Source organism: Micromonospora sp. NBC_01739 (assembly GCF_035920385.1).
GTDB lineage: Bacteria > Actinomycetota > Actinomycetes > Mycobacteriales > Micromonosporaceae > Micromonospora.
Window position 1 is genome coordinate 1,234,419 of sequence record NZ_CP109151.1, and the last position, 23,328, is coordinate 1,257,746.

Annotated in this window: 20 protein-coding genes and 1 pseudogene; 12 read left to right on the forward strand and 9 right to left on the reverse strand. The window is 70.9% G+C overall.

Annotated features, from left to right (window positions below):
- Positions 1 to 38: 38 nt before the first annotated feature.
- Complete coding sequence (gene argG, locus OIE53_RS05520) at positions 39 to 1,490, forward strand: argininosuccinate synthase (RefSeq protein ID WP_327025478.1); 1,452 nt, start codon at positions 39 to 41, stop codon at positions 1,488 to 1,490.
- A 77-nt stretch (positions 1,491 to 1,567) separates the two neighbouring features.
- On the opposite strand, the pseudogene OIE53_RS05525 reads toward argG, so the two are convergent.
- The 3 genes and pseudogenes from OIE53_RS05525 to OIE53_RS05535 form a co-directional block, all read right to left on the reverse strand.
- Positions 1,568 to 2,540, reverse strand: a pseudogene (locus tag OIE53_RS05525) (NAD(P)-dependent alcohol dehydrogenase).
- Positions 2,537 to 2,770 carry a helix-turn-helix transcriptional regulator gene (locus OIE53_RS05530; RefSeq protein WP_327025479.1) on the reverse strand — a complete coding sequence of 78 codons (234 nt, stop codon included), beginning with the start codon at positions 2,768 to 2,770 and terminating at the stop codon, positions 2,537 to 2,539. The pseudogene OIE53_RS05525 and the gene OIE53_RS05530 overlap by 4 nt, the downstream one beginning before the upstream one ends.
- Complete coding sequence (locus OIE53_RS05535; RefSeq protein WP_327025480.1) at positions 2,764 to 3,192, reverse strand: hypothetical protein; 429 nt, start codon at positions 3,190 to 3,192, stop codon at positions 2,764 to 2,766. Before OIE53_RS05535 ends, OIE53_RS05530 begins: the two co-directional genes overlap by 7 nt.
- 356 nt (positions 3,193 to 3,548) lie before the next feature.
- Here OIE53_RS05535 and OIE53_RS05540 point away from each other — a divergent pair, with 356 nt between their 5' ends.
- Genes OIE53_RS05540 through OIE53_RS05550 form a run of 3 tightly spaced genes read left to right on the forward strand, consistent with a single transcriptional unit; the run spans position 3,549 to position 6,741 of the window.
- Positions 3,549 to 4,331: a polyphosphate polymerase domain-containing protein gene (locus OIE53_RS05540; protein WP_327025481.1), complete on the forward strand. Its 783-nt coding sequence runs from the start codon at positions 3,549 to 3,551 to the stop codon at positions 4,329 to 4,331.
- Between the two features lie 5 nt (positions 4,332 to 4,336).
- The gene (locus OIE53_RS05545; RefSeq protein WP_327025482.1) at positions 4,337 to 5,011 is read left to right on the forward strand and encodes a DUF4956 domain-containing protein; all 675 of its coding nucleotides are present in this window, start codon (positions 4,337 to 4,339) and stop codon (positions 5,009 to 5,011) included.
- The gene (locus OIE53_RS05550; RefSeq protein ID WP_327025483.1) at positions 5,011 to 6,741 is read left to right on the forward strand and encodes a CotH kinase family protein; all 1,731 of its coding nucleotides are present in this window, start codon (positions 5,011 to 5,013) and stop codon (positions 6,739 to 6,741) included. Before OIE53_RS05545 ends, OIE53_RS05550 begins: the two co-directional genes overlap by 1 nt.
- A gap of 1 nt (position 6,742) precedes the next feature.
- Here the strand turns inward: OIE53_RS05550 and OIE53_RS05555 are convergent, their stop codons facing one another.
- Positions 6,743 to 7,321 (reverse strand): TetR/AcrR family transcriptional regulator, encoded by a 579-nt coding sequence (locus tag OIE53_RS05555; RefSeq protein WP_327025484.1) that lies wholly within the window; start codon positions 7,319 to 7,321, stop codon positions 6,743 to 6,745.
- Positions 7,322 to 7,397: 76 nt separating this feature from the next.
- Between OIE53_RS05555 and OIE53_RS05560 the strand changes: the two genes are divergently transcribed.
- Positions 7,398 to 7,889 (forward strand): FBP domain-containing protein, encoded by a 492-nt coding sequence (locus OIE53_RS05560; protein ID WP_327025485.1) that lies wholly within the window; start codon positions 7,398 to 7,400, stop codon positions 7,887 to 7,889.
- A 35-nt stretch (positions 7,890 to 7,924) separates the two neighbouring features.
- Complete coding sequence (gene bla, locus OIE53_RS05565; protein WP_393338508.1) at positions 7,925 to 8,857, forward strand: class A beta-lactamase; 933 nt, start codon at positions 7,925 to 7,927, stop codon at positions 8,855 to 8,857.
- 148 nt (positions 8,858 to 9,005) lie between these two features.
- Here bla and OIE53_RS05570 read toward each other — a convergent pair whose 3' ends face one another.
- On the reverse strand, positions 9,006 to 10,484 hold the full coding sequence (locus tag OIE53_RS05570) for a glutamate--cysteine ligase (protein WP_327025487.1): 1,479 nt from the start codon (positions 10,482 to 10,484) through the stop codon (positions 9,006 to 9,008).
- A gap of 153 nt (positions 10,485 to 10,637) precedes the next feature.
- On the opposite strand from OIE53_RS05570, the gene OIE53_RS05575 reads away from it, so the two are divergent.
- On the forward strand, positions 10,638 to 10,982 hold the full coding sequence (locus OIE53_RS05575) for a DUF3817 domain-containing protein (protein WP_327025488.1): 345 nt from the start codon (positions 10,638 to 10,640) through the stop codon (positions 10,980 to 10,982).
- A 51-nt stretch (positions 10,983 to 11,033) separates the two neighbouring features.
- Here OIE53_RS05575 and OIE53_RS05580 read toward each other — a convergent pair whose 3' ends face one another.
- Positions 11,034 to 11,573, reverse strand: a complete 540-nt coding sequence (locus tag OIE53_RS05580; protein ID WP_327025489.1) for a hypothetical protein — start codon at positions 11,571 to 11,573, stop codon at positions 11,034 to 11,036.
- A gap of 174 nt (positions 11,574 to 11,747) precedes the next feature.
- On the opposite strand from OIE53_RS05580, the gene OIE53_RS05585 reads away from it, so the two are divergent.
- From OIE53_RS05585 to OIE53_RS05600, 4 genes are all read left to right on the forward strand, one after another.
- Positions 11,748 to 12,866 (forward strand): baeRF2 domain-containing protein, encoded by a 1,119-nt coding sequence (locus tag OIE53_RS05585; protein ID WP_327025490.1) that lies wholly within the window; start codon positions 11,748 to 11,750, stop codon positions 12,864 to 12,866.
- The gene (locus OIE53_RS05590; protein WP_327025491.1) at positions 12,859 to 13,839 is read left to right on the forward strand and encodes a thiamine pyrophosphate-binding protein; all 981 of its coding nucleotides are present in this window, start codon (positions 12,859 to 12,861) and stop codon (positions 13,837 to 13,839) included. Before OIE53_RS05585 ends, OIE53_RS05590 begins: the two co-directional genes overlap by 8 nt.
- Positions 13,840 to 14,174: 335 nt before the next feature.
- On the forward strand, positions 14,175 to 15,521 hold the full coding sequence (locus OIE53_RS05595) for a hypothetical protein (RefSeq protein ID WP_327027093.1): 1,347 nt from the start codon (positions 14,175 to 14,177) through the stop codon (positions 15,519 to 15,521).
- Positions 15,522 to 15,736: 215 nt separating this feature from the next.
- The gene (locus OIE53_RS05600; protein ID WP_327025492.1) at positions 15,737 to 16,609 is read left to right on the forward strand and encodes a SigB/SigF/SigG family RNA polymerase sigma factor; all 873 of its coding nucleotides are present in this window, start codon (positions 15,737 to 15,739) and stop codon (positions 16,607 to 16,609) included.
- Positions 16,610 to 16,685: 76 nt separating this feature from the next.
- On the opposite strand, the gene ctaD is transcribed toward OIE53_RS05600, so the two are convergent.
- From ctaD to OIE53_RS05615, 3 genes are all read right to left on the reverse strand, one after another.
- Positions 16,686 to 18,689 carry an aa3-type cytochrome oxidase subunit I gene (gene ctaD, locus OIE53_RS05605; RefSeq protein WP_327025493.1) on the reverse strand — a complete coding sequence of 668 codons (2,004 nt, stop codon included), beginning with the start codon at positions 18,687 to 18,689 and terminating at the stop codon, positions 16,686 to 16,688.
- A gap of 88 nt (positions 18,690 to 18,777) precedes the next feature.
- Positions 18,778 to 19,506, reverse strand: a complete 729-nt coding sequence (locus tag OIE53_RS05610) for an ATP-binding protein (protein ID WP_327025494.1) — start codon at positions 19,504 to 19,506, stop codon at positions 18,778 to 18,780.
- 101 nt (positions 19,507 to 19,607) lie between these two features.
- Positions 19,608 to 20,531 carry a glucosyl-3-phosphoglycerate synthase gene (locus OIE53_RS05615; RefSeq protein ID WP_393338502.1) on the reverse strand — a complete coding sequence of 308 codons (924 nt, stop codon included), beginning with the start codon at positions 20,529 to 20,531 and terminating at the stop codon, positions 19,608 to 19,610.
- A 389-nt stretch (positions 20,532 to 20,920) separates the two neighbouring features.
- Between OIE53_RS05615 and secA2 the strand changes: the two genes are divergently transcribed.
- Complete coding sequence (gene secA2, locus OIE53_RS05620; RefSeq protein WP_327025496.1) at positions 20,921 to 23,215, forward strand: accessory Sec system translocase SecA2; 2,295 nt, start codon at positions 20,921 to 20,923, stop codon at positions 23,213 to 23,215.
- Positions 23,216 to 23,328: the final 113 nt, after the last annotated feature.

A 23,328-nucleotide genomic window follows, 5' to 3' on the forward strand; every position in this document is an offset into this window, starting at 1 on the left:
GCTTGCATGGGTATGCGACCTGGTGCATACTCTTCCTTGTGTCCAAGGTTCTGACCTCCCTGCCCATCGGTGAACGTGTCGGCATCGCCTTCTCCGGCGGCCTCGACACCTCGGTCGCGGTCGCGTGGATGCGCGACAAGGGTGCGATCCCCTGCGCCTACACGGCCGACATCGGCCAGTACGACGAGCCCGACATCGCCTCCGTGCCCGGCCGTGCCCTCAACTACGGCGCCGAGCTGGCCCGGCTGGTCGACTGTCGGGCCGCCCTGGTCGAGGAGGGGCTGGCGGCACTGACCTGCGGGGCCTTCCACATCCGCTCCGGCGGGCGGGCCTACTTCAACACCACCCCCCTGGGCCGGGCGGTCACCGGGACCCTGCTGGTGCGGGCCATGATCGAGGACGATGTCCAGATCTGGGGCGACGGGTCGACCTTCAAGGGCAACGACATCGAGCGGTTCTACCGCTACGGCCTGCTGGCCAACCCACAGCTGCGGATCTACAAGCCGTGGCTGGACACCAGCTTCGTCACCGAGCTGGGCGGGCGCAGGGAGATGTCGGAGTGGCTGCAGGAACGCGGCCTGCCGTACCGGGACAGCACCGAGAAGGCGTACTCCACCGACGCCAACATCTGGGGTGCCACCCATGAGGCGAAGACCCTGGAACACCTGGACACCGGCATCGAGACGGTCAACCCGATCATGGGGGTCCGGTTCTGGGACCTGTCGGTGGAGATCCCCACCGAGGACGTCACCATCGGCTTCGACCAGGGCCGCCCGGTGACCATCAACGGCAAGGAGTTCGCCAGCGCGGTCGACCTGGTGCTGGAGGCCAACGCCATCGGCGGTCGGCACGGGCTGGGCATGTCCGACCAGATCGAGAACCGGATCATCGAGGCCAAGAGCCGGGGCATCTACGAGGCCCCCGGCATGGCGCTGCTGCACGCCGCGTACGAGCGGCTGGTCAACGCCATCCACAACGAGGACACCCTGGCCAACTACCACAACGAGGGTCGCCGCCTGGGCCGGCTGATGTACGAGGGCCGCTGGCTGGACCCCCAGGCGCTGATGCTGCGCGAGTCGTTGCAGCGCTGGGTGGGCACGGCGGTCACCGGGGAGGTGACGCTGCGGCTGCGCCGGGGCGAGGACTATTCGATCCTGGACACCACCGGCCCGGCCTTCAGCTACCACCCGGACAAGCTGTCGATGGAGCGTACGGAGGACTCCGCCTTCGGCCCCTCCGACCGCATCGGCCAGCTCACCATGCGCAACCTGGACATCGCCGACTCGCGGGCCAAGCTGGAGCAGTACGCGAACCTCGGCATGGTCGGCGGCGGCTCCCCGCAGCGGATGGTCGGCGCCGCCCAGGCGGCCTCGACCGGGCTGATCGGCGCGATGCCGCAGGGTGGCGCGGAGGCCATCGCCTCCCGGGGCGTAGCCCCGGCGGAGGACGAGGCCCTCGACCGCGCCGCCATGGAGTTCGGCGTCGACTGACCGTCCCTGCCGGGACCGACTCGCCACCGGCCAGCCCTGTAGCGGCTGGCCGGTGCAGTCGCCGGTGAACGAGACCGTCAGATGGTGACCACGATCTTGCCCGCCGGGTGTCCGGTGCGGAGGTGGCGGAGGGCGTCGGCCGCCTCGGCCAGCGGATAGCAGCGGTCGACCGGCGGGGTCAGGGCGCCCGAGGCGATCAGGTCGCGCAACTCCTCCAGGTCCTCACTGCGCTCCATCGCACTGACGTTGCGCAGTCGATGGCTGATGAACAGGGACAGCAGCGGTGCGCCGAACATCTGCCGGCCGTACCCGCCGAGCAGCCCACCCCGGGTGTACGTGCCGCCCACCAGCGCCAACGTCCCGCGCGGGGTGAGCGCGCGGCGCATCAACGACAGCGAGCGGTCGCCGCCGGTGTCGATGACCACGTCGTACACCGGGCCGTCCCGGTCGATCTCCTCGCGGGTGTAGTCGAGCACGTCGTCGGCGCCGAGGGAGCGGACGAAGTCGGCCTTGGCGGGGGCGCAGACCCCGGTGACGGTGGCACCGTACGCCTTGGCGATCTGCACCGCCTGTGATCCGACGCCGCCGGAGGCCCCGATCACCATGACCCGCTGCCCCGGACGCACTGTGCCGCTGTCGCGTACGGCGCGCAGCGCCGTCAACCCGGAGACCGGGACCGCGGCGGCCTGGGCGAAGGACAGGTTCGCCGGCTTGTGGGCCAACCGCCGCGCCGAGGTGCTGGTGAATTCGGCGTACGACCCGCGCAGGCAGGTGCCGAACACCTCGTCGCCCGGCCGGAACCGGGTCACCCGGGCACCGACCTCGGCCACCACCCCGGCCAGGTCCCGTCCGCGTACCGCCGGGCCGGCGCACCCCGCTGGCCAGGCGCACCAGGTACGGCTGACCGACCATGAGGACCCATACGCCGGGATCCACCGCTGCCGCGCGTACCTGCACGAGCACCTCGTCGTCGCCGACGGAGGGCCGGTCGACCTCACCCAGCCGCAGTACGTCGGGCGGGCCGTAGCTGTCCTGAACGATGGCCCTCACGGTGCCACCTCCTCGGAGTCGGGGTACTGGAACACGTCGTCGAGCCGTACGCCGAACACCCGGGCGATCCGGAAGGCCATCTCCAGGGAGGGGGAGTAGCGCCCCTGCTCGATGGCGATCACGGTCTGCCGGGTCACCCCGATCCGCTCGGCGAGATCGGCCTGGGTCATCTCGTCCTGGGCGAAGCGCAACGCCCGGATGTTGTTGGTGACGCGTGTCGGTTTCACCACTGCGGGACACCCGTGCGGTAGACGATCACCTTCGCCAGGGAGCCGATCACGGCCGACAGGACGAAGCAGAGGTAGATGACGTTGGCGATCCAGAACCAGTGCCACTCGGCCATCGCCATCAGCATCGCCGACACCGCGCCGATGATCACGAACGCCTGGCCGACGTGGTCGCCGAGGCGTCCGATCTCCCGGTCGCGGACGTCTTTGACCCGGGAGGCCCGCGGGTTGGCCATGCCCATCACGATCTCGGCCAGGATGCTCGCGACCATGGCGCCGAAGACCGTCCAGAGCAGCGCGCCGACGTAGGGCACCGCGGTGAGCGACCCGCCGTCCTGTCGACCCAGCACGACCGCTACATAACCGCCGTACGCGATCACGCTGACCACCAGCATGATCCAGGCGCGTTTCTCCTCGTGCGTCATGACGGCCTCCCGAGGTAAAGAATCTTTGACATCCTCAGAGTAAGGCGTTCTTGACACCATGTCTAGAAAGCTTTACATGGGAGTTGTTGGCGGGCGGTGTTTGGCCGCGAGGGCCCGGCGGCAGCGGGGGTTCACCGCTGGTTCACCCGGAACGCAAAGCTGATTCATAGCCTCGCCCGGTTGGATGTGCTGGTCCCTGTCCCCGCAGAGATCGGCTCACCTGCATGCGCTCGTGGCTCCGTCGGGCTCCCTCTTCCGCCCAAGAACCGCCGCCAGCCCGCGCACCGTCCACCCCCGATGGTGGACCGGAGACCGGTGACGACCGGGGCGGCCATGCGCTGCGGGCACCGAGCAGGTTGCACGCCTTCAACCGGTACGAGATCAAGTATCTGGTGCCGACCGGCGACGTCCCGGCGTTGCGCGAGCGGTTCGCCGCCCGGATGGACCGGGACAGCCACGGCGGCGACACCGGGTACGGCGTGTGGAGCGTCTACTACGACACCGCCGGGCTGCGCTTCTACTGGGAGAAGATCGAGGGGCTGAAGTTCCGCCGCAAGCTGCGGGTGCGGCACTACGGCGAGGCGTCCACGGTCACCGACGACAGCATCGTGCACGTCGAGATCAAGCAGCGGGTCAACCGGGTCACCCAGAAACGGCGGGTGGCGTTGCCGTACCACCTGGCCCGTGACCTGTGCGACCGGCGGCAGTTGATCGAGCATGTCCCGGAGCAGCGGCCCTTCCTCGACGAGGTGCTGGAGCTGCTCTGCGGCCTGGACCTGCGCCCGGTGGCGATGACCGGCTACCAGCGGGAGGCGTTCGTCGGCCGGGACTCCGACCTCGGCCTGCGGGTCACCCTCGACCACCGGGTACGCGGCCGGGACCGCGACTTCCACCTCGGCGCGGACGCCGAGAACCGGCTCATCGTGCCGCCGAAATACTCCGTGCTGGAGATCAAGGCCAACGAGCGGGTGCCGTACTGGCTGACCGACCTGGCCGCCCGGACGAACCTGTCCATCGTCCGCATGTCGAAGTACTGCCAGAGCGTCGAGGCGTTCGGTCACGCCCCCCGCTCCCTCTTCCACGTTCCCGACGACGCCGACGGGGCTACCGCCGGCAGCCCCGTGAAAAGTGAGGTCTGAACCCCATGCCGTTCGAGTTCCAGGATCTGTCCGGCACCTTCAGTGTCGGCGACATCGCCCTGGCCCTGTCGCTGTCGTTCCTGCTCAGCGCCATGATCGGGTGGGTCTACCGGTTCACCCACCGCAACGTGTCGTACAGCCAGTCGTACGTGCAGACGCTGGTCATCCTGGGCATGCTCATCTCGCTGATCATGCTTGTCGTCGGCTCCAACATCGCCCGCGCCTTCGCCCTGGTGGGCGCGCTGTCGGTGGTGCGGTTCCGCAACGCCATCAAGGAGACCCGTGACGTCGGGTTCATCTTCCTGGTGATGGGCGTGGGCATGGCCTGCGGCACCCGGTTCTACCTGCTGGCGGTGGTCGCCGCCGTGACGATCAGCCTGATCATCGTGCTGATGTACCGCTTCAACTGGTTCGCCTCGAACGTCCAACGCCAGGTGGTCAAGGTGCAGGTGCCGCCCGGCAGCCACACCGACCACATCCAGGACGTGCTGATCCGCTTCACCAGCGAGTTCGAGCTGGTCAGCATGGAGACCATCCGGGGCGGCGCATTGACCGAGATCATGTACACGGTGCGGTTGAAGAAGGGCACCGAGCCCGCCGAACTGATCAACGCGCTGGCCGAGCGGACCGGCGGCCAGCGGGTCACCGTCCTGACCGGCTACGACCAGACGGACCTGTGATGCGCTGGCGGCACCGCATCCCGATCCGGATTCGGCACTACTGGAAGTTCCTGGCGGGCTGCCTCGCGTTTGCGCTGGTGCTCACCGTGACCCTCAGCTCGGTGCCGATCCGCCCGTACGTGACCAGCACCAGCACCAGCACCAGCACCGGCGACCTGGTCACCCAGAACATCGCCGGCACGGTCGACCTCTTCGACGAGACGGTGGCCCACCGCATCGAGCTGGTCTTCCGCGACGCCGACTACGAACGGATGCTGGACGCCTTCTACGACGAGGGGGAGAAGGCGTACCTGGAGGCCGACCTGGTCATCGACGGCACCACCATCCCCAGCGTCGGCATCCGCCTCAAGGGCAACTCGACCCTGCGCGGCCTGACCCGCAACGGCCAGACCCCGCAACGCGGCGGCGGCCCGGAAGGCCCCGAGGGCCGGGTGGCCCCGGGCGGACCGGATGGTCAACGCCGGCCCGGCGGCCAGGACGGCCCGCGCGGCCCCGGCAGACCCGGCGGTCAGTTCGGGCCGGGTGGTCAGTTCGGGCCGGGTGGTGAGTTCGGGCCGGGCGGGCAGACCGCGACTGATGGTCAGACAGCGCCCGGTGGCCAGACAGCGCCCGATGGTGAGGCTGGGCCTGGCGGTCAGGCTGGGCCGGGCGGTGCCGCGATGCCGGGCGGGTTTTCCCGGACGTCGTTGCGGGCTGAGGAGCCGGAGACCTTGCCCTGGTTGATCCGCTTCGACGAGTACGTGGACGGTCGCCGGTATCAGGGCCACCGGGAGATCAGCCTGCGCGTCGGCGGGATGGGCGGCGGCACCTCCGTGCTCAACGAGGCGGTCACCCTCAACCTGCTCACCGCTGCGGGCGAGGTGACCCAGGAGTACGCCTACACCAGCTTCACCGTCAACGACCGGCCGACCACCGCCCGACTGATCGTGGAACATCCCGACGAGCATTTCGCCGAGGACTTCGACAGCGCGGGGGTGCTCTACAAGGCGTTGGCCACCAGTCGGTTCACCGACCAGGGCGACGACCAGACCGCGTACGCCGACGACTTCAAGCAGATCACCATGAAGGGCAGCCAGGACCTGCAACCGGTCATCGACCTGATCAAGTGGGTGGACACGGTCGGCGACGCCGAGTTCGACGAGCAGCTCGCCGACCGGCTCGACGTGACCTCCTTCGCCCGGTACCTCGCCTGGCAGAACCTGCTGCTCAACTCCGACGACATGGCCGGTCCCGGCCGCAACTACTACCTCTGGTACGGCCTGGGGGCGAAACGGTTCACGGTGATCGGCTGGGACTACAACCTGGCGTTCAGCGGCAGCGCCGACCAGGGGCCGCACGACGAGGGTCGGTTCGGCGCTCGGGGCAACGCAGGCCCCGGCGCTGGTGATCCCAGCGCTGGTGACCCCGGTGGCGCTGAGGGCCCCCGCGCTGATGGCGTGGGCGGCCCTGGTGGCATCGGTGGCCCGGGTGGCGGTGGTCACCGGCTCAAGGAGCGCTTCCTGGCCAGCGAGAAGTTCACCCAGTTGTACGAGGACGCGTACCGCGACCTCTATCAGCGGGTCTACCGCGACGGTGCGGCGCTGGCCGCGGTGGACGCGATCAGCGGGGTGCTGGCCACCGTGGACGGGTACGACGCTTCGGTCGCCACCGGCGATGCGCAGCGCCTGCGTACCCTCATCGAACAGCGCACCACGAGCCTCGCCACCAACGAGGTGATCGCCCGGAGCTGAGTCAGGGGCAGCCGCAGGTCGACCGGGCCGACAGCAGCGCGTCGAGGGAGTCCAGGGCCCACGACCACGACTGCTCGCTGTCCGGGAGGCTGTGGCTGAACGCGCCGGCGAGTTCCAGGCTGGCGAAACCGTGGAACACGCTGCCGAGCAGGCGTACCGCGTGGGTCTGCTCCGGCTCGCCCAGTTCGTAGCAGCGCAGGACCGCGCGGGCCAACTGGGCGTGCCGGGGGCCGGCGCTTGCCGCCGCCGTCTGCGGGTCGAGCCGCAGTCGGCTGGCGGCGTACCGGCCGGGGTGTTCGCGGGCGTAGTCGCGGTAGACGTCACCGAGGGCGACCAGGGCGTCCTTGCCAGCCCGGCCGGCGACGGCCTCGGCCGCCCGGTCGGCCAACTCGTCCAGCGCGAGCAGCGCGATGCGTACCTTGAGGTCCTGGGTGCTGCGGATGTGCGAGTAGAGGCTCGCCACCTTGACGCCGAATCGCTGCGCCAGTGCCGAGGCCGTCACCCGGTCGAAGCCGACCTCGTCGGCCAGTTCCGCACCTTCGGCCGCGAGCCGCTGCGGAGTCAGTCCCAGCCGTGCCATGTTCCCTCCGAGGTCCGTGTTCCATGACACCTTTAAAGGTTTTGCCTAAAGTCTTTAGGAACAATACCTTGGCCTTATGGAAGCACTGACCGAGTCAGAGATCCGTGCCGCCTTCGTCAACTGCAGCAAGGGGGAGGCTAAGCGCCTGTTCGTGCCGCGCGACCTGGCCACCCGGCCCTGGGCCGACCTGGATTACCTGGGCTGGCGCGACCCGAAGGCGGAGGACCGCGCCTATCTGGTCACCGAGCAGGCGGGCCGCCCGACGGCGTTGGTCCTGCGCAGCCCGAGCGCCTCCGCCGGGCGAGGCAGCCGCAACATGTGCGCGATCTGCCTGACTTCCCCGGAGGCCGGGGTCAGCCTGCTGGTCGCCCCCAAAGCCGGTCGAGCCGGCCGGGACGGCAGCTCGGTGGGCACCTACCTGTGCAGTGACCTGTCCTGCTCGCTCTACCTGCGGGGCAGGAAGGACGGCGGGGCCGGGGCCCGGCTGCCGGAGACGATCAGCCTGGAGGAGAAGATTGCCCGCACCACGACCAATTTGGCAGGCTTCATAGCCAAGGTGATGAACTGACCGGTTCGTCATCACCGGCTAGCTGGAAGGATGCGATTGTGCTCAGCACCACCCGCAGTGCCCGTACCGGTGTGCTCGCGGCCGTTCTGACGGCCGGGCTGCTCACCGGCTGCTCGTCCGACACCCCGACCGGGCCCGCGTCGCCGACCACCCCGTCAGGCACTCCGTCGGCGACCCCGTCGGCCGGGCCGGTAGCGGTCGACTTCGGCCCGCTGGAGCGGGAGTTCGACGCCCGCCTGGGGGTGTACGCCGTGGACACCGGCACCGGGCGCACCGTCGAGCACCGGGCCGACGAGCGTTTCGCGTACGCCTCGACCTTCAAGGCCCTGGCCGCCGCCGCGGTGCTGAAGGCGACCACCACGGAGGAGTTGGACCAGATCGTCCGCTACTCCCGCGACGACCTGGTCACCTACTCGCCGATCACCGAGCAGCACGTGGCTACCGGCATGACCCTGCGGGCGATCGCCGATGCGGCGGTGCGCTACAGCGACAACACCGCCGGCAACCTGCTTCTCGACCGGCTGGGTGGTCCGGCCGGCTTCAAGCGGGCGCTGCGTGACATCGGCGACGAGGTCACCGAGCCGGCGCGGATCGAGACCGCCCTCAACGAGGCCGCCCCGGGCGATGTCCGCGACACCAGCACCCCCCGCGCGCTGGCCACCTCCCTGCGGGCGTACGCGGTCGGCGACGCCCTCTCCACCGAGGACCGGGAGGTGCTGGTCGACCTGCTCAAGCGCAACACCACCGGTGACAAGGTGATCCGAGCCGGTACCCCGGACGGCTGGGTGGTCGGCGACAAGACCGGCTCCGGCGGCTACGGCACCCGCAACGACATCGCCGTGATCTGGCCCCCCGGCCGCGACCCAATCGTGCTGGCCCTCCTCTCCACCCGCCACACGGAGGACGCCCAGCCCCAGGACGCCCTCCTAGCCCGAGCCACCGAACTAACCCTGACCGCCCTGCCCTGACCCACCCCCCTCCCCACCCTCCGCGCCCCCCTCCCTCCGCGTTGATCATGAGGTTAGCGGCAGTCGTTGATCTCTGAACTGCCGCCAACCTCATGATCAACGCGGAGGGCGGGGGCGGGGGCGGGGGCGGGGGCGGGGGCGGGGGTGGTTAGGGGATGGGCCATTCGTGTACTGGGCGGTTGCTGTGCATCAGGTCCACGTAGTGGCGGACCATCTCGCGTAGGGCTGTCGGGCGGTCCAGGTGGTCGGTGGACTCCAGGCGGTGCAGGGTGGCGATCTGCCAGGTCGCGCCGTTGCGTCCGGTCAGGCACCGTTGCTCGATGATGCTCAGCAGGCGGTCCCGCTCGTCCGGATCGAGTCCCCACCGGTCCAGGCCGTACTGGGCCAACGGCAGCAGGCGCCGCAGCACCAACTCGGTGACCGGCAGGTAACCCAGGCCGGGCCAGAAGACGTGCGCGTCGATGCCGTGCCGGGCACAGGTGTGGAAGTTCTCCTCGGCCGCGCTGAACGACATCTGGGACCACAGGGGCCGGTCGGCCTCGGCCAGGGCCCGGATCAGTCCGAAGTAGAAGGCCCCGTTGGCCACCGTGTCCAGCACGGTCGGCCCGGCGGGCAGCACCCGGTTCTCCACCCGCAGGTGCGGGCGACCCCGGAACACGTCGTAGACCGGCCGGTTCCACCGGTAGACCGTGCCGTTGTGCAGTCGCAGTTCACCGAGGGTGGGCACCCCACCGGCGGCCAGGGTCGCCGCGGGATCCTCCTCCTCGCAGACCGGCAGCAGGGCCGGGAAATAGCGCACGTTCTCCTCGAACAGGTCGAACACGGAGGTGATCCACCGTTCGCCGAACCACACCCGGGGTCGTACGCCCTGGGTCTTGATTTCCTCGGCGCGGGTGTCCGTGGCCTGCTGGAACAGCGGGATGCGGGTCTCGCGCCACAACTCCCGCCCGAAGAACAGCGGCGAGTTGGCGCCGAGGGCCACCTGTACCCCGGCGATGGCCTGGGCGGCGTTCCAGTAGTCGGCGAACTGGTTGGGGCCCACCTGCACGTGGAACTGGGTGCTGGTGCAGGCCGCCTCCGGGGTGATGGTGTCCGCGGTGACCGCCAGCCGCTCCACCCCGTTGATGGCGATCCGCAGATCCTCACCCCGCGCCGCGAAGATCTGCTCGTTGAGCAGGGCGTACCGGGGATTGGCCGACAGGGTGGCCGCGGTCAGGTGCTCCGGCAGCACGGTCGGCAGGATGCCGATCATCACCAGGTGGGCCCCGACCGTACGGGCCCGCTGGTCGGCGGCGTTGAGGGTGTCCCGCAGGTGCTGCTCGAACTCGACCGTGCCGGTACCGGCCAGGCGCCGGGGGGTCACGTTGATCTCGATGTTGAACTGGCCCAGCTCGGTCTGGAAGCTCGGATCGGCGATCGCCCGCAGCACGTCGGCGTTGCGCATCGCCGGCATCGAGTCCTCGTCGAGCAGGTTGAGTTCGATCTCCAGCCCGGTCATCGGCCGGTCGATGTCGAAGCGGGACTCGCGCAGCATCTCGGCGAAGACGTCGAGGCAGCGACGAACCTTGTCCCGGTAGCGAGCCCGATCCTGACGGCTGAAGGTCTGTACGCCGACTTCCTCGCCCATGGTCACCACCTTGTCACCACTGGTACCCCCAACGTCGCATGTCCATGCACTCCGGGAAAAGTCCGGACGTCCGGTTGTCCACCATCCGGTGCACGGATGTCCGGCCTTGCTGCCCGACCCGGCGTCGCGGGCCGGCGCGGCAGCGGCACTACCATGGCCCTCGTGCGCGACAAGGTGACCCGGTTGTTCGTGATGGCGGCGATCGCGGAGGCGATCTCCTGGGCCGGCCTGTTGGCCGGAATGGCGGTCAAGTACGGCCCGCCCGGCAACGAACTGGGGGTGCAGATCTTCGGTCCGGTGCACGGCGCCCTGTTCGTGATCTACGGGGTGCTGGTGCTCGCGGTGGCCCGGCTGCGGGGCTGGCGCATGACGACCGCGGTGGTCGCGCTGATCTGCGCGGTACCCCCGTTCGCCACCATCGCCTTCGAGCGCTGGGCCCGTCGGCGCGGCCTGCTGGGGAGCACCGAACCGGTACGCGAACCCGCCCCGGTCGGCTGACCTGGCCGCCGCGGACGCGGCGGCACCTCAGCGTCACCGGCTGCGGCACCCTCAGGTCAGGGCGGTGCAGGCACCCAGCCCGGCGATCAGCAGCACCCCAAGGGTGGCCTGCAACAGCAGCGGGGGCCCGAGATGCGACCACATGGTGGCCGTACGCGGGCGCAGCAACTGTCCGGTGGTCAGGTTGACGATCCGCTCGATCTTCGGCGCCAGGTCGGGGTCCCCCTGGTCGCGCAGGGTCAACTGGACGAGGTCGGCCGAGTGCAGGGCGCTCTGCGGCAGATGCCCGTGCAACTCCACCTCGTACAACCGGCCGTTGTCGTCGCGCAGCCGGATCGGGGTGACCAGGTATTCCGGGCCCTTCTTCAGGTCCTTGAACTTGCGTCGACCGCTGCCCGAGCCGGCGGACAGGGCGGCGCGGACCAGCTTGGCCAGCAGGCCGACCACCCCGGCCGCCGCCAGCACCAGGACCAGCGCGGGCTGCTTCACCCGTACCTGTCGGGGATAGCCCTCCATCAGGCGGACCACCCGGGCGGTGAGGATGCGGCCGCTGGGGTGCAGGCTGCGCCGGGAATACGATGTCGTGTCCATTTTCCCACCACCCTGAGTCCGCGACTGTGCACAGATCGTATCGATCCACACGATTGATCAACATGAATGAAATTCGGTCATGTGATGGGTCATGCGGTCGGTCACCCGGCGTCGAGGAGGTGACAAGCCGGGTGGGGCGGGTAAGCGCGGGGCCGAGCTGGAAAGGGGTCGAGCATGCAGTTGTCTTTTCTGCGCCCGCTCTACGACCGTCCTGGTCCGTGGTGCTCGGTCTACCTGGACGCCTCCCTGGACACCGAGGACGCCCACGCGGCACTGGATCTGCGCTGGCGTGACCTGCAACGGCGACTGGCCGAGCAGGGTGCCGACGAGCCGACGATCGCCGCCATCGACCGGGTGATCCGGGGTCACGATCCCATGCCCGGCGACTACGGCCTGGCCGTCTTCGGCACCCGGGGCCGGGTGGTGCTCTCCGAGTACCTGTCCGCCCCGCCGCGTCGTGACCTGGCCGCCTACTCGGCGCTGCCGCACGTCATGCCGCTGCTGGCCCAACGCGGCGAGCAGGTGGCCTGGGTTCGGGTGCTGGCCGACCGCACCGGGGCCGACGCGATGTCGGTGAGCGCCGGTGGGGTGCCGCGTCGGGCCCAGGTCGTCGGCCGGGAGGACTTCCAGTTGCGCCGGGTCCAGCCCGGCGGCTGGTCACAGTCGCGCTACCAGCGCGCCGCCATGGAGGCGTGGCACCACAACGCCGGAGATGTCACCGCCGCCACCGTGGAGCTGGCCGAACGGGTCGGCGCCGAGGTGGTCGTGGTCGCCGGGGACATCCGCGCCACCGGCGTGATCGCCGCACAGATGCCGCAGCGCTGGCAGGACCTGGTGGTACGCACCGATGCCGGCTCCCGGGCCGGGGGCGCCGACCAGACCCTGCTGGACGACATCACCGTGCAGACCGTCGCCGAGGTCGCCGACCAGCGGATCAGCGCGGCCCTGGACCGCTTCGGCATGCAGGAGGATGTCGGCGCCGGGCTCGACGCCGTGGTGGCCGCCCTGCAGCGTAACCAGGTCGACACCATGCTGATCGTGGACGACGCCTCCGCCGACGGTGAGCTGTGGATCGGCCCGGCCGCCACCGACATCGCCACCGAGCCGGATCAGCTTCCCGGGGTCGGGGACCCCGAGCGGGTACGCGCCGACGCGGCCCTGGTCCGCGCCCTGGTGGGCACGGACGCGGAACTGACCGTCCTCGGCCCCGACGAGGCGCCGGAACTGGCGGACGGAGTGGGTGCGGTGCTGCGGTACGTAGACCCCGCCACTCCGGGACGGGGCGGTGCCTGATCCACGGCTGTCGGACACGGTCGTCGCACGGCTGGCGGCCTGGCGGGTACCACGGGTGTTCGGCATCCCCGGGGAGCCGGTCGCGGAACTGGTCGAGGCGTTGCACGCGGCCGGCGGTGAACCGGAGCTGGTGCCCGTACGACACGGCGGGAACGCGGCCGCCATGGCCATCGCGCACGCCCGGCTCACCGGCGGGGTCGGCATCTGCCTGAGTCCGGCCGGACCGGCCGCGTACGGGCTGCTCGGCGGCCTGGACGCGGCCCGGCGGGACACCCCACCGGTGGTGGCCATCATCGGTGGGGAGGACCCCGTCCGGGTCGACCAGATGGTCGCCGGGCTGTGCCGACAGGTGTGGCATGTCGAGGATCCGCGACGGGCACCGGCCCGGGTGGACGAGGCGGTACGCGCGGCCCTGGCCGGCCGGGGACCGGTCTGCCTGGTGCTGCCCGGTGCCCTGGGCGGCCCGCGGCCCACCCCCGCCGACCCGGCCGGGGCGGTCGTCGAGGAACTCTCCGCCCGGTTACCCCCGGCGGCCACGGTGACGGTGGACGGGGAACCCGACCTGATCCGCCACACCGGCCGACTGCCGCCCGACGCCACGGTCCTGGCCTGCGCCGCCCACGAGGCCCCCGGGGCGGCGCTGTCCTGTGCCGTGGCCGCCAAACTGGCCGACCCGGACCGGCCGGTGTTCGCCCTGGTCACCGACGACGGGATGCGCGCACAGGGGTTCACCGAGCTGGTCACCATCGCCCAGGGCTGGCCGAGGTGGCCCGATCCCCGGCTGGTCGTGCTGGTGCTGCACACCCGGGCCGGTCACCCGGCCGACGAGGTCCCCTACGCCGGCTGGGCCCGCCTGCTGGGCCTGCACGGCGTACGCGTCACCCGCCCGCCCCTGCTAGGCCCCGCCGTCACCCAAGCCTTGACCGCCGACCGCCCCTCCGTCCTCGACGTCCCCCCAACCCCCCACCCCTGACCCACCCCACCCCCCGCCCTCGTCGCCCCGCCCGCCCCCTTCGCCCGTCGATCTTGCACTTTGTGTCGCCTTTATGCACTGTTTGCGCCCTTTGTCGGGGCAGGAAGCGCATGATCGCCGCGTGAGGGTGTCGCCGCGTGGGGGTGTGGGGTGGTGTCGGGAACGGTCAAGATCCGATGGTTGATGCCGATGGGTGGGGTGATGCCCTGTTTAACCCGCATCCGGGCGGGAAGCCGGGGCGCGTGAGCGAACGGGGCAGGGTGGGGCCGGTGCGCAAGGTGCGGCGGGAGGTCATCGCGGCGGGTGCCGGGTTGGCCGGTGACCGGGTGGTGGCGATGGGCAGTACCGCCCGGGTCCTGGTCGCGGCCATCGCCCGGGGACTGCGCGGGGAGGACTGCGCCGATCTCGGCCAGGTGGGACCGATGTCCCGGTTCGTCGGCACTCCTGATCCGGTCCGCCGGGCGGTGGCCGTACGCTCCGCCGGTCGGGTGGCCCTGACCGCCGGGCAGGCCGCCGAGGTGGACGCGGCCCGGGTCGCGGAGTGGTTCGTCGGTCAGTATCCGGCCGGTCGCTACCCCGGGGTGCTGCTGGGCTCGCCGCACGGCGCCGCCGCCCACCTGGCGGTGGCCCTGGGGGTGCCCTGGCTGCCGGCGGGGTTCGAGATGGTCGCGCACTGGCCCAAGGGCTCCGTGGACCGCCCCAGGGCCGCCCTGGACCACGGCGCCGCCCTGGCCGGACGGATGCTCGCCGGCAACCCCGACCTGCACCTGCGGCAGGTGCACTGCCCGGCCAGCCGGGGCGCGCTGGCCTCGGCCACGGTGGCGCTGACCGCCCGGTGGCTGAGTCTGCCGCAGGCCTACCGGCGCTTTCTGGCGCAGCGGCTGGAACCGGGGGCCCCGGTGGTGGTGCTGCGCGACGCCCGGACCTGGCCGGTCTTCGAGGCCGCCGAGGGGCACAGCTTCCAGGTGGGCTGCCCGGCCAGCGGGCTGGACCCGGTGGACTTCCACCCTGACAGTCACACCCTTCGTCAGGTGCTGCGGTCCGCCGGGGGCGACGGGGCGCAGTGGGAGCCGCCGGAGATCTCCACTCCGCCCGAGGGCGCCGAGCACGGGGTGGAGGCCGGTTTCGACAGCAGTGTCGCCGGCTGGGCCGGGCGCGAGGGACATCCCCTGCACCAGATCGTCGTCCCCAGTCCCGCGGCCTTGAGTGCGGCCACCGCCGACCTGTACCGCCGCTGGCTGCGGGCCGCCGGCAAGACCGGCAACCGTCTGGTGGTCGAGTGCGGCCGGCTGCTGGACCCCTGGCAGGTGGTCCGCGCCGGCATGGTGCCGTACTGGTGCGAGAACGCCACCCGGCGCTGTGTCGAGCAGGCCGAATGGTGGCTGGCCGGCAGCGAGCCCTTCACCTCGGTGGACGTCCTGCCGGAGCCGCCCGGGGTGCGGTCCCCGGCCCTGGCCGGGCTGCCGCAGTGGCTGGCCGTCGCCGGCTTCGGCCGCCGTCGTCGGGCCCTGGACCGAACGGCTGCCCGCGGCTACCCGGTCACCTCGGTACCCACCCGCCGGGCCACCGAGGTGCTCCGCGCCCAGCCGTACGACCTGCCCACCCCGCCCCGCATCGAGGTGGCAGACGCCCTGGCGGCGCTGCGGGCCGGCAGCGCCGCGCACGGCCTACTGGTTCGTTGACCTGGCGAAACATCCTCGCGAACCCGCGCTCCCGTGATTGAGTACCTACGGAGCGGGAACACCGCCGGCTGCGACAGGCTGATCACTTGGCGTGGCAGAGGGCCGTCGCCCGCTCGCATCCCAGTCATGTAACCCAGTCCACCGGCCCGTGCGTGTCCACGCCCGGGTGCGGTGCCGGCCGAATCCGGGCGGGGTCCTTCCTGAGGGAGGCGCGGATGTTCGGACAGACCACCACGACCACACCACCATCCACCGATCGGGGCCTGGAGGACCTCGACGCGGCGGCGCTGGCGTACGCGGCACGGATCGAGGGGTTGCCCCCGGAACGTCGCCACGAGGCGCGCGACGACCTGGTGCGCTTCGCGATGCCCTTCGCCGGACGTCTGGCGCGCCGGTACCGGGGGCGTGGGGAGCCCCTGGAGGATCTGGAGCAGGTGGCCCGGTTGGGTCTGGTCAACGCCGTTGACCGGTACGACCCGGAACGGGGCTCGTTCACCGCCTACGCGGCGATCACCATCGTGGGTGAGATCAAGCGGCATTTCCGGGACCGCACCTGGGGTGTGCATGTGCCCCGTCGGCTGCGGGACCTGATCCTGGAGGTGGGGCAGGCTACGGCGGCCCTGACCAGTGAGCTGTCCCGGGCCCCGACGGTGGCCGAGTTGTCGAAACGGCTGGAGACCCCGGAGGAGGAGATCCTCGCCGCCCTGGAGTCGGCCGCCGGGTACAGCCCGGCCTCGCTGAACGCGCCGGTGGGTGGGGAGAGTTCGGCCGAGTTCGGTGACCTGGTGGGCGAGTCGGACATCGCGCTGGAGTCGGTCGACGACCGGGTGACCGTCAGCGGGCTGCTGCACCGCCTGCCCTGGCGGGAGCGGCGGATCCTGGCCATGCGGTTCTACGGCAACCAGACCCAGGCGGAGATCGCCGCCCGGTTCGGCATCTCCCAGATGCACGTGTCGCGGCTGCTGTCGCGGGCCCTGACCTGGCTGCGTCAGGCGATGCTCGCGGACACCCCGCCACCCTGGCAGAACGGGACCGCCGAGACCGAGTCGGCGACGGCCAACCGTCCCGCCTCGGTACGGGCCCGCTGACGCCCGGAACGGCGGAGACGGACGGTCAGCAGGGCGGCACCGACCGGTGCCGCCCTGCTGACGCGCGTACTCCCGCTCAGTTGTCCGGGGTGTCGCCGTGGCCGCGCGGATGCCGCCACCGTTCGGAGGACTGTGGACCGCGATCGGCGCCCAGGGGGTTGTCCTCCGGTTCGTCGGTCTCCTCGAAGCGGGGCCGGAGCACCTCGTCCGGTTCCGGCACCTCGACCGGTCGGGCTCCGGAGCGGGGATCGGGGTGGTAGGCGGTGGCCTCCTGGGCGCCGTGCGCCCCCTCGGCGCTGGGCGACTCGGGCCGGTGCTTCTCCCAGTGCATCTCGTCGTGCAGCTCCTGGGGTGGGCGGGTGGTCCGTTGCGGCAGGTCACTACCCAGATCGGAGACGTAGGGCCCGTACTTGGCGTCGAAGGCCGGGCGTTCGGAGCGGATCCGGGGCATCTGGTCGAAGTTGCGCAGCGGTGGTGGGCAGGTGGTGGCCCACTCCAGCGAGTTGCCGAAACCCCAGGGGTCGTTCACGGTCACCACTGCGCCGAACCGCCACGACTTCCAGGCGTTCCAGATGAAGAACAGGGTGGAGGCGCCGAGGACGAAGGAGAAGATGCTGGAGATCGTGTTCAGGGTGGTGAAACCGTCCGTGGGCAGATAGTCGGCGTACCGGCGGGGCATCCCCTCGTTGCCCAGCCAGTGCTGCACCAGGAAGGTGCCGTGGAAACCGATGAACATGGTCCAGAAGTGCAGCTTGCCGAGCCGCTCGTCGAGCAGCCGCCCGGTCATCTTCGGCCACCAGAAGTAGAAGCCGCCGAAGAGGGCGAACACCACCGTGCCGAACAGCACGTAGTGGAAGTGGGCCACCACGAAGTAACTGTCGTGGGTGTGGAAGTCGGCCGGCGGGCTGGCCAGCAGCACCCCGGTGAGTCCACCCAGCAGAAAGGTCACCAGGAAGCCGATGGCGAACAGCATCGGGGTCTCGAAGGTGATCTGCCCCTTCCACATCGTGCCGATCCAGTTGAAGAACTTGACCCCGGTCGGTACGGCGATGAGATAGCTGAGGATGGCGAAGAACGGCAGCAGCACCTGGCCGGTGGTGAACATGTGGTGTGCCCACACCGTCATCGACAACACGGTGATCGCGGCGGTGGCGAGCACCAGGCCGGTGTAGCCGAAGAGCGGCTTGCGGGAGAAGACCGGGATGATCTCGGTGATGATGCCGAAGAACGGCAACGCGATGATGTAGACCTCGGGATGGCCGAAGAACCAGAACAGGTGCTGCCACAGCATCGGCCCGGCGGTGTCGGCGTTGTAGACCTGCGCGTCCAGCAGCCGGTCGGCGCTCAACGCCAGCAGCGCGGCGGCCAGCAGCGGGAAGACCAGGATCACCAGCACGCTGGTGAACAGCATGTTCCAGGTGAAGATCGGCATCCGGAACATGGTCATGCCGGGTGCCCGCAGGGTCAGGATCGTGGTGATCAGGTTGACCGCGCCGAGGATGGTGCCCAGCCCGGAGACGACCAGGCCGACCACCCACATGTTCGCGCCGACCCCGGGGGAGTGCTGGGCACTGCTCAGCGGGGTGTACGCGGTCCAGCCGAAGTCGGCCGTCCCCTGGGGGGTGAGGAATCCGCCGATGACCATCAGTCCGCCGAACAGGTACAGCCAGTAGGCCAGGGCGTTCAGCCGGGGAAACGACACGTCCGGGGCGCCGATCTGGATCGGCACGATGTAGTTGCCGAACCCGAACGCCGCCGGGGTGGCGAACAGCAGCAGCATCACCGCGCCGTGCGAGGTGAACAGCTGGTTGTACTGCTCGGGGGAGAGGAACTGCATGCCCGGCCGGGCCAGTTCCGCGCGGATCAGCATCGCCTCGATCCCGGCCACCAGGAAGAAGCCGAACGAGGTCATCAGGTAGAGCAGCCCGATCTGTTTGTGATCGGTGGTGACCAGGAACCGGACCAGCTTGCCGCCCGGCAGGGTCTTGTTCAGGGCGCCGGGATAGCCGCCGAACTGGGCCGGTGCGAGGATGGCCGGCCCACGGTCCTGGCCGGTCTCGGTCGGTACCCGCTTGGGCATGATGCTTCCACCCCGTCGACGACGCCAAAGGACGGGCGTGACTACCCGACCCGCCGACCATGTAACCAGGCGAGAGGGGGGAATTCGGTCAATTCGCCAGTAGTGTTGCCCAGACGGCCTTTCCGTCGCCGGCCGGTGCGCTACCCCACCGGGCGGCCAGTTCACGGACCAGCAGCAGGCCCCGGCCACCCTCGTCGCGCTCACCGGGACGGCCGGGCTCGGCCGTCTCGGGGCTGCCGTCGACCACGGTCAGGTGCAGCCAGGGCCGGCGCAGGGTCAAGGTCACCTGCATCGGGGTGCCGGCATGCCGGACCACGTTGCCGACCAGTTCGCTGAGCACGATCGAGGCCGGTTCGACGGCCGCGGGCAGATCCCACCGGGCGCAGGCCTCGGCGACCAGTTCCCGCGCGCGTCGGCAGGCCGCCGCCACCGGCTCCAGCCGCAGCCGCACCCTCGGCACCGCCGAGGCCCCCGCCACCCGGGCCGCCTCGTCGCAGTCATGGCGTACCGGCACCACCCGGCAGGCCGGGGAGGCGGCCAGCGAGGCGGCCGGGTCCGGGTACGGCGCGCAGATCACCATCGGCACCACCGGCCAGCCCGCGGCCTGCCGCGCCGCCGCGGTGAACACCGCCACCGCCAACGGGTCGTGCACGGTCAGCCCGGTCAGGTCCACCACGAGCGCGTCGGGCTGGGTGGCCAGACACCGGTCCAGCGCCGCGAAGGCCTGGCGGGTGGTGGTCAGATCCAGGCTGCCGGCGAGGCGTACGACGGTGACAGGTGTCCCGTCGTCCACGTCGCAGGTGATCCGGCTCGCCATCTCCGCCCTCGTTCCGCCGGTGTCGCAGGGCTGTCAACTACCCGGCGTCCCGCCCACCGAAACGGCCTCCCCGGGCCGGGTGGGCCGTCATGTGGGGCGGGTCACGCCGCGGCCACCCGGCGTGGCAACCGGTGGCGCAGTTCGGCCAGGGGCGGCCGTTCCTCGACCCGTACGTCACTGACGACGATCTCCCGGTCCAGGTTCGGCAGCGCCTCGGAGCCACCCCGGCGGAACTGGGTCAGCACGGCCGTGGGCAGCATCTCCGGGCTGGCCCAGCCCCGACGCTGCAACCGGGACCAGACCGTCAGCATGATTTGGGCGGACATCCGCCCCAGGGCGGCGGTGTCCTGGTGCCGGTGCTTGCGTTCACCCAGGTCGACCTGGGCCAGGGCGTCCAGGCCGACGAGTTCGAGCAGGTCGATCAGCATGGCGGTCTCGACACCGTAGCCGGAGACGAAGGGCACCCGGGCCAGCACCTCGCGGCGGCCCGCGTACTCACCGGCCAGGGGCTGCACGAAACCGGCCAGTTCCGGCCAGAACAGGTTGAGCATGGGGCGGGCCATCAACTCGGTAACCCGGCCACCCCCGTCGGCCTCCACCGCGTTCCGGCCGATCAGCGGCCGGTGGTAGAACCCCTTCACGAAGTCCACCGAGGGGTCGGTGAGCAGGGGGCCGAGCAGCCCGGTGACGAAGTGGGGGCGGAACTCCCGCAGGTCCGCGTCGATGAAGGCCACCACATCCCCCTCGGCGGCGGCCAGCCCGGCCCACAGGGCGTCGCCCTTGCCGGTCAGCCGGGGCAGCCCGTGGGTCATCGCGTCCTGGCTGACCACCTCCGCCCCGGCCGCCCGGGCCACCTGGGCGGTGCGGTCGGTCGAGCGGGAGTCCACCACGATCAACTCGTCGACCAGGGGCACCCGGTCCACCAGATGTTCGCGGATGGTCGACACGATGGCCCCGACGGTGGCCTCCTCGTTGCGGGCCGGCAACACCACACTGACCCGGCTGCCCCCCTTGGCCCGCAGCAGCCGCCGGGTCGGCCAGTCCCCGGCGGAACTGGTCCGGTAGGTGGCCCAGGCCTCGACAACCGGCGAGACCAGAGGTTCGGTGTTCCGCACAGGCACCCCCTTCGCGGGAGCACCGGGATTCCCCGGTGCTCCGTGTTAGCTAACCGGATCGCTGTCTCTAGCTTGATCACAGCCCTGCTCCGGGCAGGTTCCCGGCCGGTGAAGCTTTGATTGCGGTGCTGCTTTACGCCCGACTCTGCGCCCTGCTCCTCGCCCTGGTCAGCCGGGGTCGCCCCGGGTCGCCGAGGCGGTCGGTCCGGACGACGCGGCGGCCGGGCTACCTGGGCGTAACCTCAAGGCGCGCCGGGGAGGGCGCGAAAGAGGCCTCCGGTCGCGTACCGTTGCCGCTCATGGGTGTGTCGCAACGGTTGAAGACCAGGTTCCGCCGGTTCCTCCAGCGCCCGGGGACCACGGTCGACCTGGCCCCGCTGGAGAAGCTGCTGCCGGCCATCGAGGCCCGCGAGGAGAAGGTCCAGGCCTTCGACGACGCGGAGCTGACCGAGGCGGCAGGGGTGGCCTCGACCTACGAGGAGATCTGCGCCCTTGGGCGCGAGGCCGCCCGCCGCGGCCTCGACCAGCGGCCGTACGACGTTCAGCTGCTCGGCGCGATGTCGCTGCTGTCCGGCAAGGTCGCCGAGATGGCCACCGGTGAGGGTAAGACCCTGACCGCGGCCATCGCCGCCTACGGGCATGTGCGGCTGGGCAACGGCCCGGTGCACGTGCTGACGGTCAACGACTACCTGGCCCGCCGGGACGCGCAGTGGATGGAGCCGGTCTACACCCTGCTCGGGCTCACCGTGGGCTGGGTCAACGAGGCCTCGACCCCGGCGGAGCGGCGGGCCGCGTACGCCTGTGACGTCACCTATGTGGCCGTCAGCGAGGCCGGTTTCGACTTCCTGCGTGACCAGCTCGTCACCGACGTAGCCGACCGGGTCCAGCCGGCCCTGCGCACCGCGATCGTCGACGAGGCGGACTCGATCCTGATCGACGAGGCCCGGGTGCCGATGGTCCTCGCCGGCTCGGTCCCCGGCGAGCAGGACCCGGTGCACGCCGCCGCCGCCCTGGTGCGCGGCCTGCGCAAGGGCAAGCACTACACGGTGGCCGAGGACGGCCGCAGTGTCGCCTTCACCTCCGCCGGCCTGGCCGCCGTCGAGGCCAAGCTCGGCATCGACCTGTACGACGAGGAGAACGTCGAGCAGCTCTCCGCGGTCAACGTGGCGTTGCACGCGCACGCCCTGCTGCACCGCGATGTCGACTACATCGTCCGCGACGGCTCCGTGGAGCTGATCGACGAGATGCGCGGCCGGGTGGCCCAGCGCCGCCGCTGGCCGGACGGGTTGCAGGCGGCGGTCGAGGCCAAGGAGGGCCTGGACGCCACCGCCGAGGGTGAGGTGCTGGGCACCATCGCCGTGCAGGCGTTCATCGGTCTCTACCCGAAGGTGTGCGGCATGACCGCCACCGCCGTGCTGGTCGGCGACCAGTTGCGGGAGTTCTTCGGGCTGGAGGTCGCGGTGATCCCGCCGAACACCCCCTGCGTGCGGGTGGACGAGCCGGACCGCATCTACGCCACCCGGGCGGAGAAGGACGAGGCCCTGATCGACGAGATCCAGCGCTGCCACGCCGCCGGACGCCCGGTGCTGGTCGGCACCCTGGACGTCAAGGAGTCCGAGCAGCTGGCCGCCGGGCTGGGCGCCGTCGGGGTGCCGTGCGTGGTGCTCAACGCCAAGAACGACGACGAGGAGGCGGCGATCATCGCCGAGGCCGGTGCCCACGGCGCGGTGACCGTCTCCACCCAGATGGCCGGTCGAGGGGTGGACATCCGCCTCGGCGGCAGCGACCAGAGCGACCAGGAGCGGGTCGCCGAACTCGGCGGCCTCTACGTCATCGGCAGCGGCCGGCACGACAGCCGCCGGGTCGACGACCAGCTGCGCGGACGGGCCGGCCGGCAGGGCGACCCGGGTGGGTCGGTCTTCTTCGTCAGCCTGGAGGACGACCTGGTCGTGCGGCACGCCGGCGACACCGTCCCGCCGTCGCCCCGGATGAACGCCGACGGTCTGGTCACCGACCCGCAGGTGGACTACGCCGTGGAGCACGCCCAGCGGGTCGCCGAAGGGGTCAACCACGAGATCCACCGCAACACCTGGCGCTACAGCGTGGTGATCGAGCAGCAGCGCAAGGCCCTGGCCGAGCGTCGGGAACGGCTGCTGACCAGCGACGTCGCCGCCCTGATGCTGCTGGACAAGATGCCGGAGAAGGCCGGCGAGATGGACGAGGACCTGCTCGCCCGGGTGGCCCGGTCGATCGCCCTCTACCACCTCGACCGGCTCTGGGCCGACCACCTGGCCGAGCTGTCCGAGGTCCGCGAGGGGGTGCACCTGCGCGCCCTGGGCCGACTGGACCCCCTGGACGAGTTCCACCGGGCGGCCGTGCCGGCCTTCACCAACCTGGTCCCGGAGATCGAGGCGCGCACCCTGGCCACCTTCGCCGAGACCGAGTTCGACGAGGACTGGCAGCCGGACGCGGCGGAGCTGGTCCGGCCGACCGCCACCTGGACCTACCTGGTGCACGACAACCCGTTCGGCTCCGAACTGGACCGGCTGATCGCCTCGGTCGGTCGACGGCTCAGCGGAGCGGGCGCTCGCTGAGGCGTACCGACCGATCCGGTCGCGGCCCCTCCCGGAGGTACCCGTACCCTGGGAGGGGCCCCGCTTTGCACCGTTTCGACCATAGTTGTGGCGGGTAGTAGGGCGGGTCGTTG

What these genes read in the sequence shown, in the direction of transcription:
- OIE53_RS05545 (WP_327025482.1), top strand. Translation starts at nt 4,337, where the DNA reads ATGCCGTTCGAGTTCCAGGATCTGTCCGGCACCTTCAGTGTCGGCGAC.
- OIE53_RS05580 (WP_327025489.1), bottom strand. Translation starts at nt 11,573, where the DNA reads ATGGACACGACATCGTATTCCCGGCGCAGCCTGCACCCCAGCGGCCGC.
- OIE53_RS05570 (WP_327025487.1), bottom strand. Translation starts at nt 10,484, where the DNA reads ATGGGCGAGGAAGTCGGCGTACAGACCTTCAGCCGTCAGGATCGGGCT.
- OIE53_RS05600 (WP_327025492.1), top strand. Translation starts at nt 15,737, where the DNA reads ATGTTCGGACAGACCACCACGACCACACCACCATCCACCGATCGGGGC.
- OIE53_RS05535 (WP_327025480.1), bottom strand. Translation starts at nt 3,192, where the DNA reads ATGACGCACGAGGAGAAACGCGCCTGGATCATGCTGGTGGTCAGCGTG.
- OIE53_RS05550 (WP_327025483.1), top strand. Translation starts at nt 5,011, where the DNA reads ATGCGCTGGCGGCACCGCATCCCGATCCGGATTCGGCACTACTGGAAG.
- OIE53_RS05610 (WP_327025494.1), bottom strand. Translation starts at nt 19,506, where the DNA reads ATGGCGAGCCGGATCACCTGCGACGTGGACGACGGGACACCTGTCACC.
- OIE53_RS05595 (WP_327027093.1), top strand. Translation starts at nt 14,175, where the DNA reads ATGGGCAGTACCGCCCGGGTCCTGGTCGCGGCCATCGCCCGGGGACTG.
- OIE53_RS05555 (WP_327025484.1), bottom strand. Translation starts at nt 7,321, where the DNA reads ATGGCACGGCTGGGACTGACTCCGCAGCGGCTCGCGGCCGAAGGTGCG.
- secA2 (WP_327025496.1), top strand. Translation starts at nt 20,921, where the DNA reads ATGGGTGTGTCGCAACGGTTGAAGACCAGGTTCCGCCGGTTCCTCCAG.
- ctaD (WP_327025493.1), bottom strand. Translation starts at nt 18,689, where the DNA reads ATGCCCAAGCGGGTACCGACCGAGACCGGCCAGGACCGTGGGCCGGCC.
- OIE53_RS05560 (WP_327025485.1), top strand. Translation starts at nt 7,398, where the DNA reads ATGGAAGCACTGACCGAGTCAGAGATCCGTGCCGCCTTCGTCAACTGC.
- OIE53_RS05575 (WP_327025488.1), top strand. Translation starts at nt 10,638, where the DNA reads ATGGCCCTCGTGCGCGACAAGGTGACCCGGTTGTTCGTGATGGCGGCG.
- OIE53_RS05585 (WP_327025490.1), top strand. Translation starts at nt 11,748, where the DNA reads ATGCAGTTGTCTTTTCTGCGCCCGCTCTACGACCGTCCTGGTCCGTGG.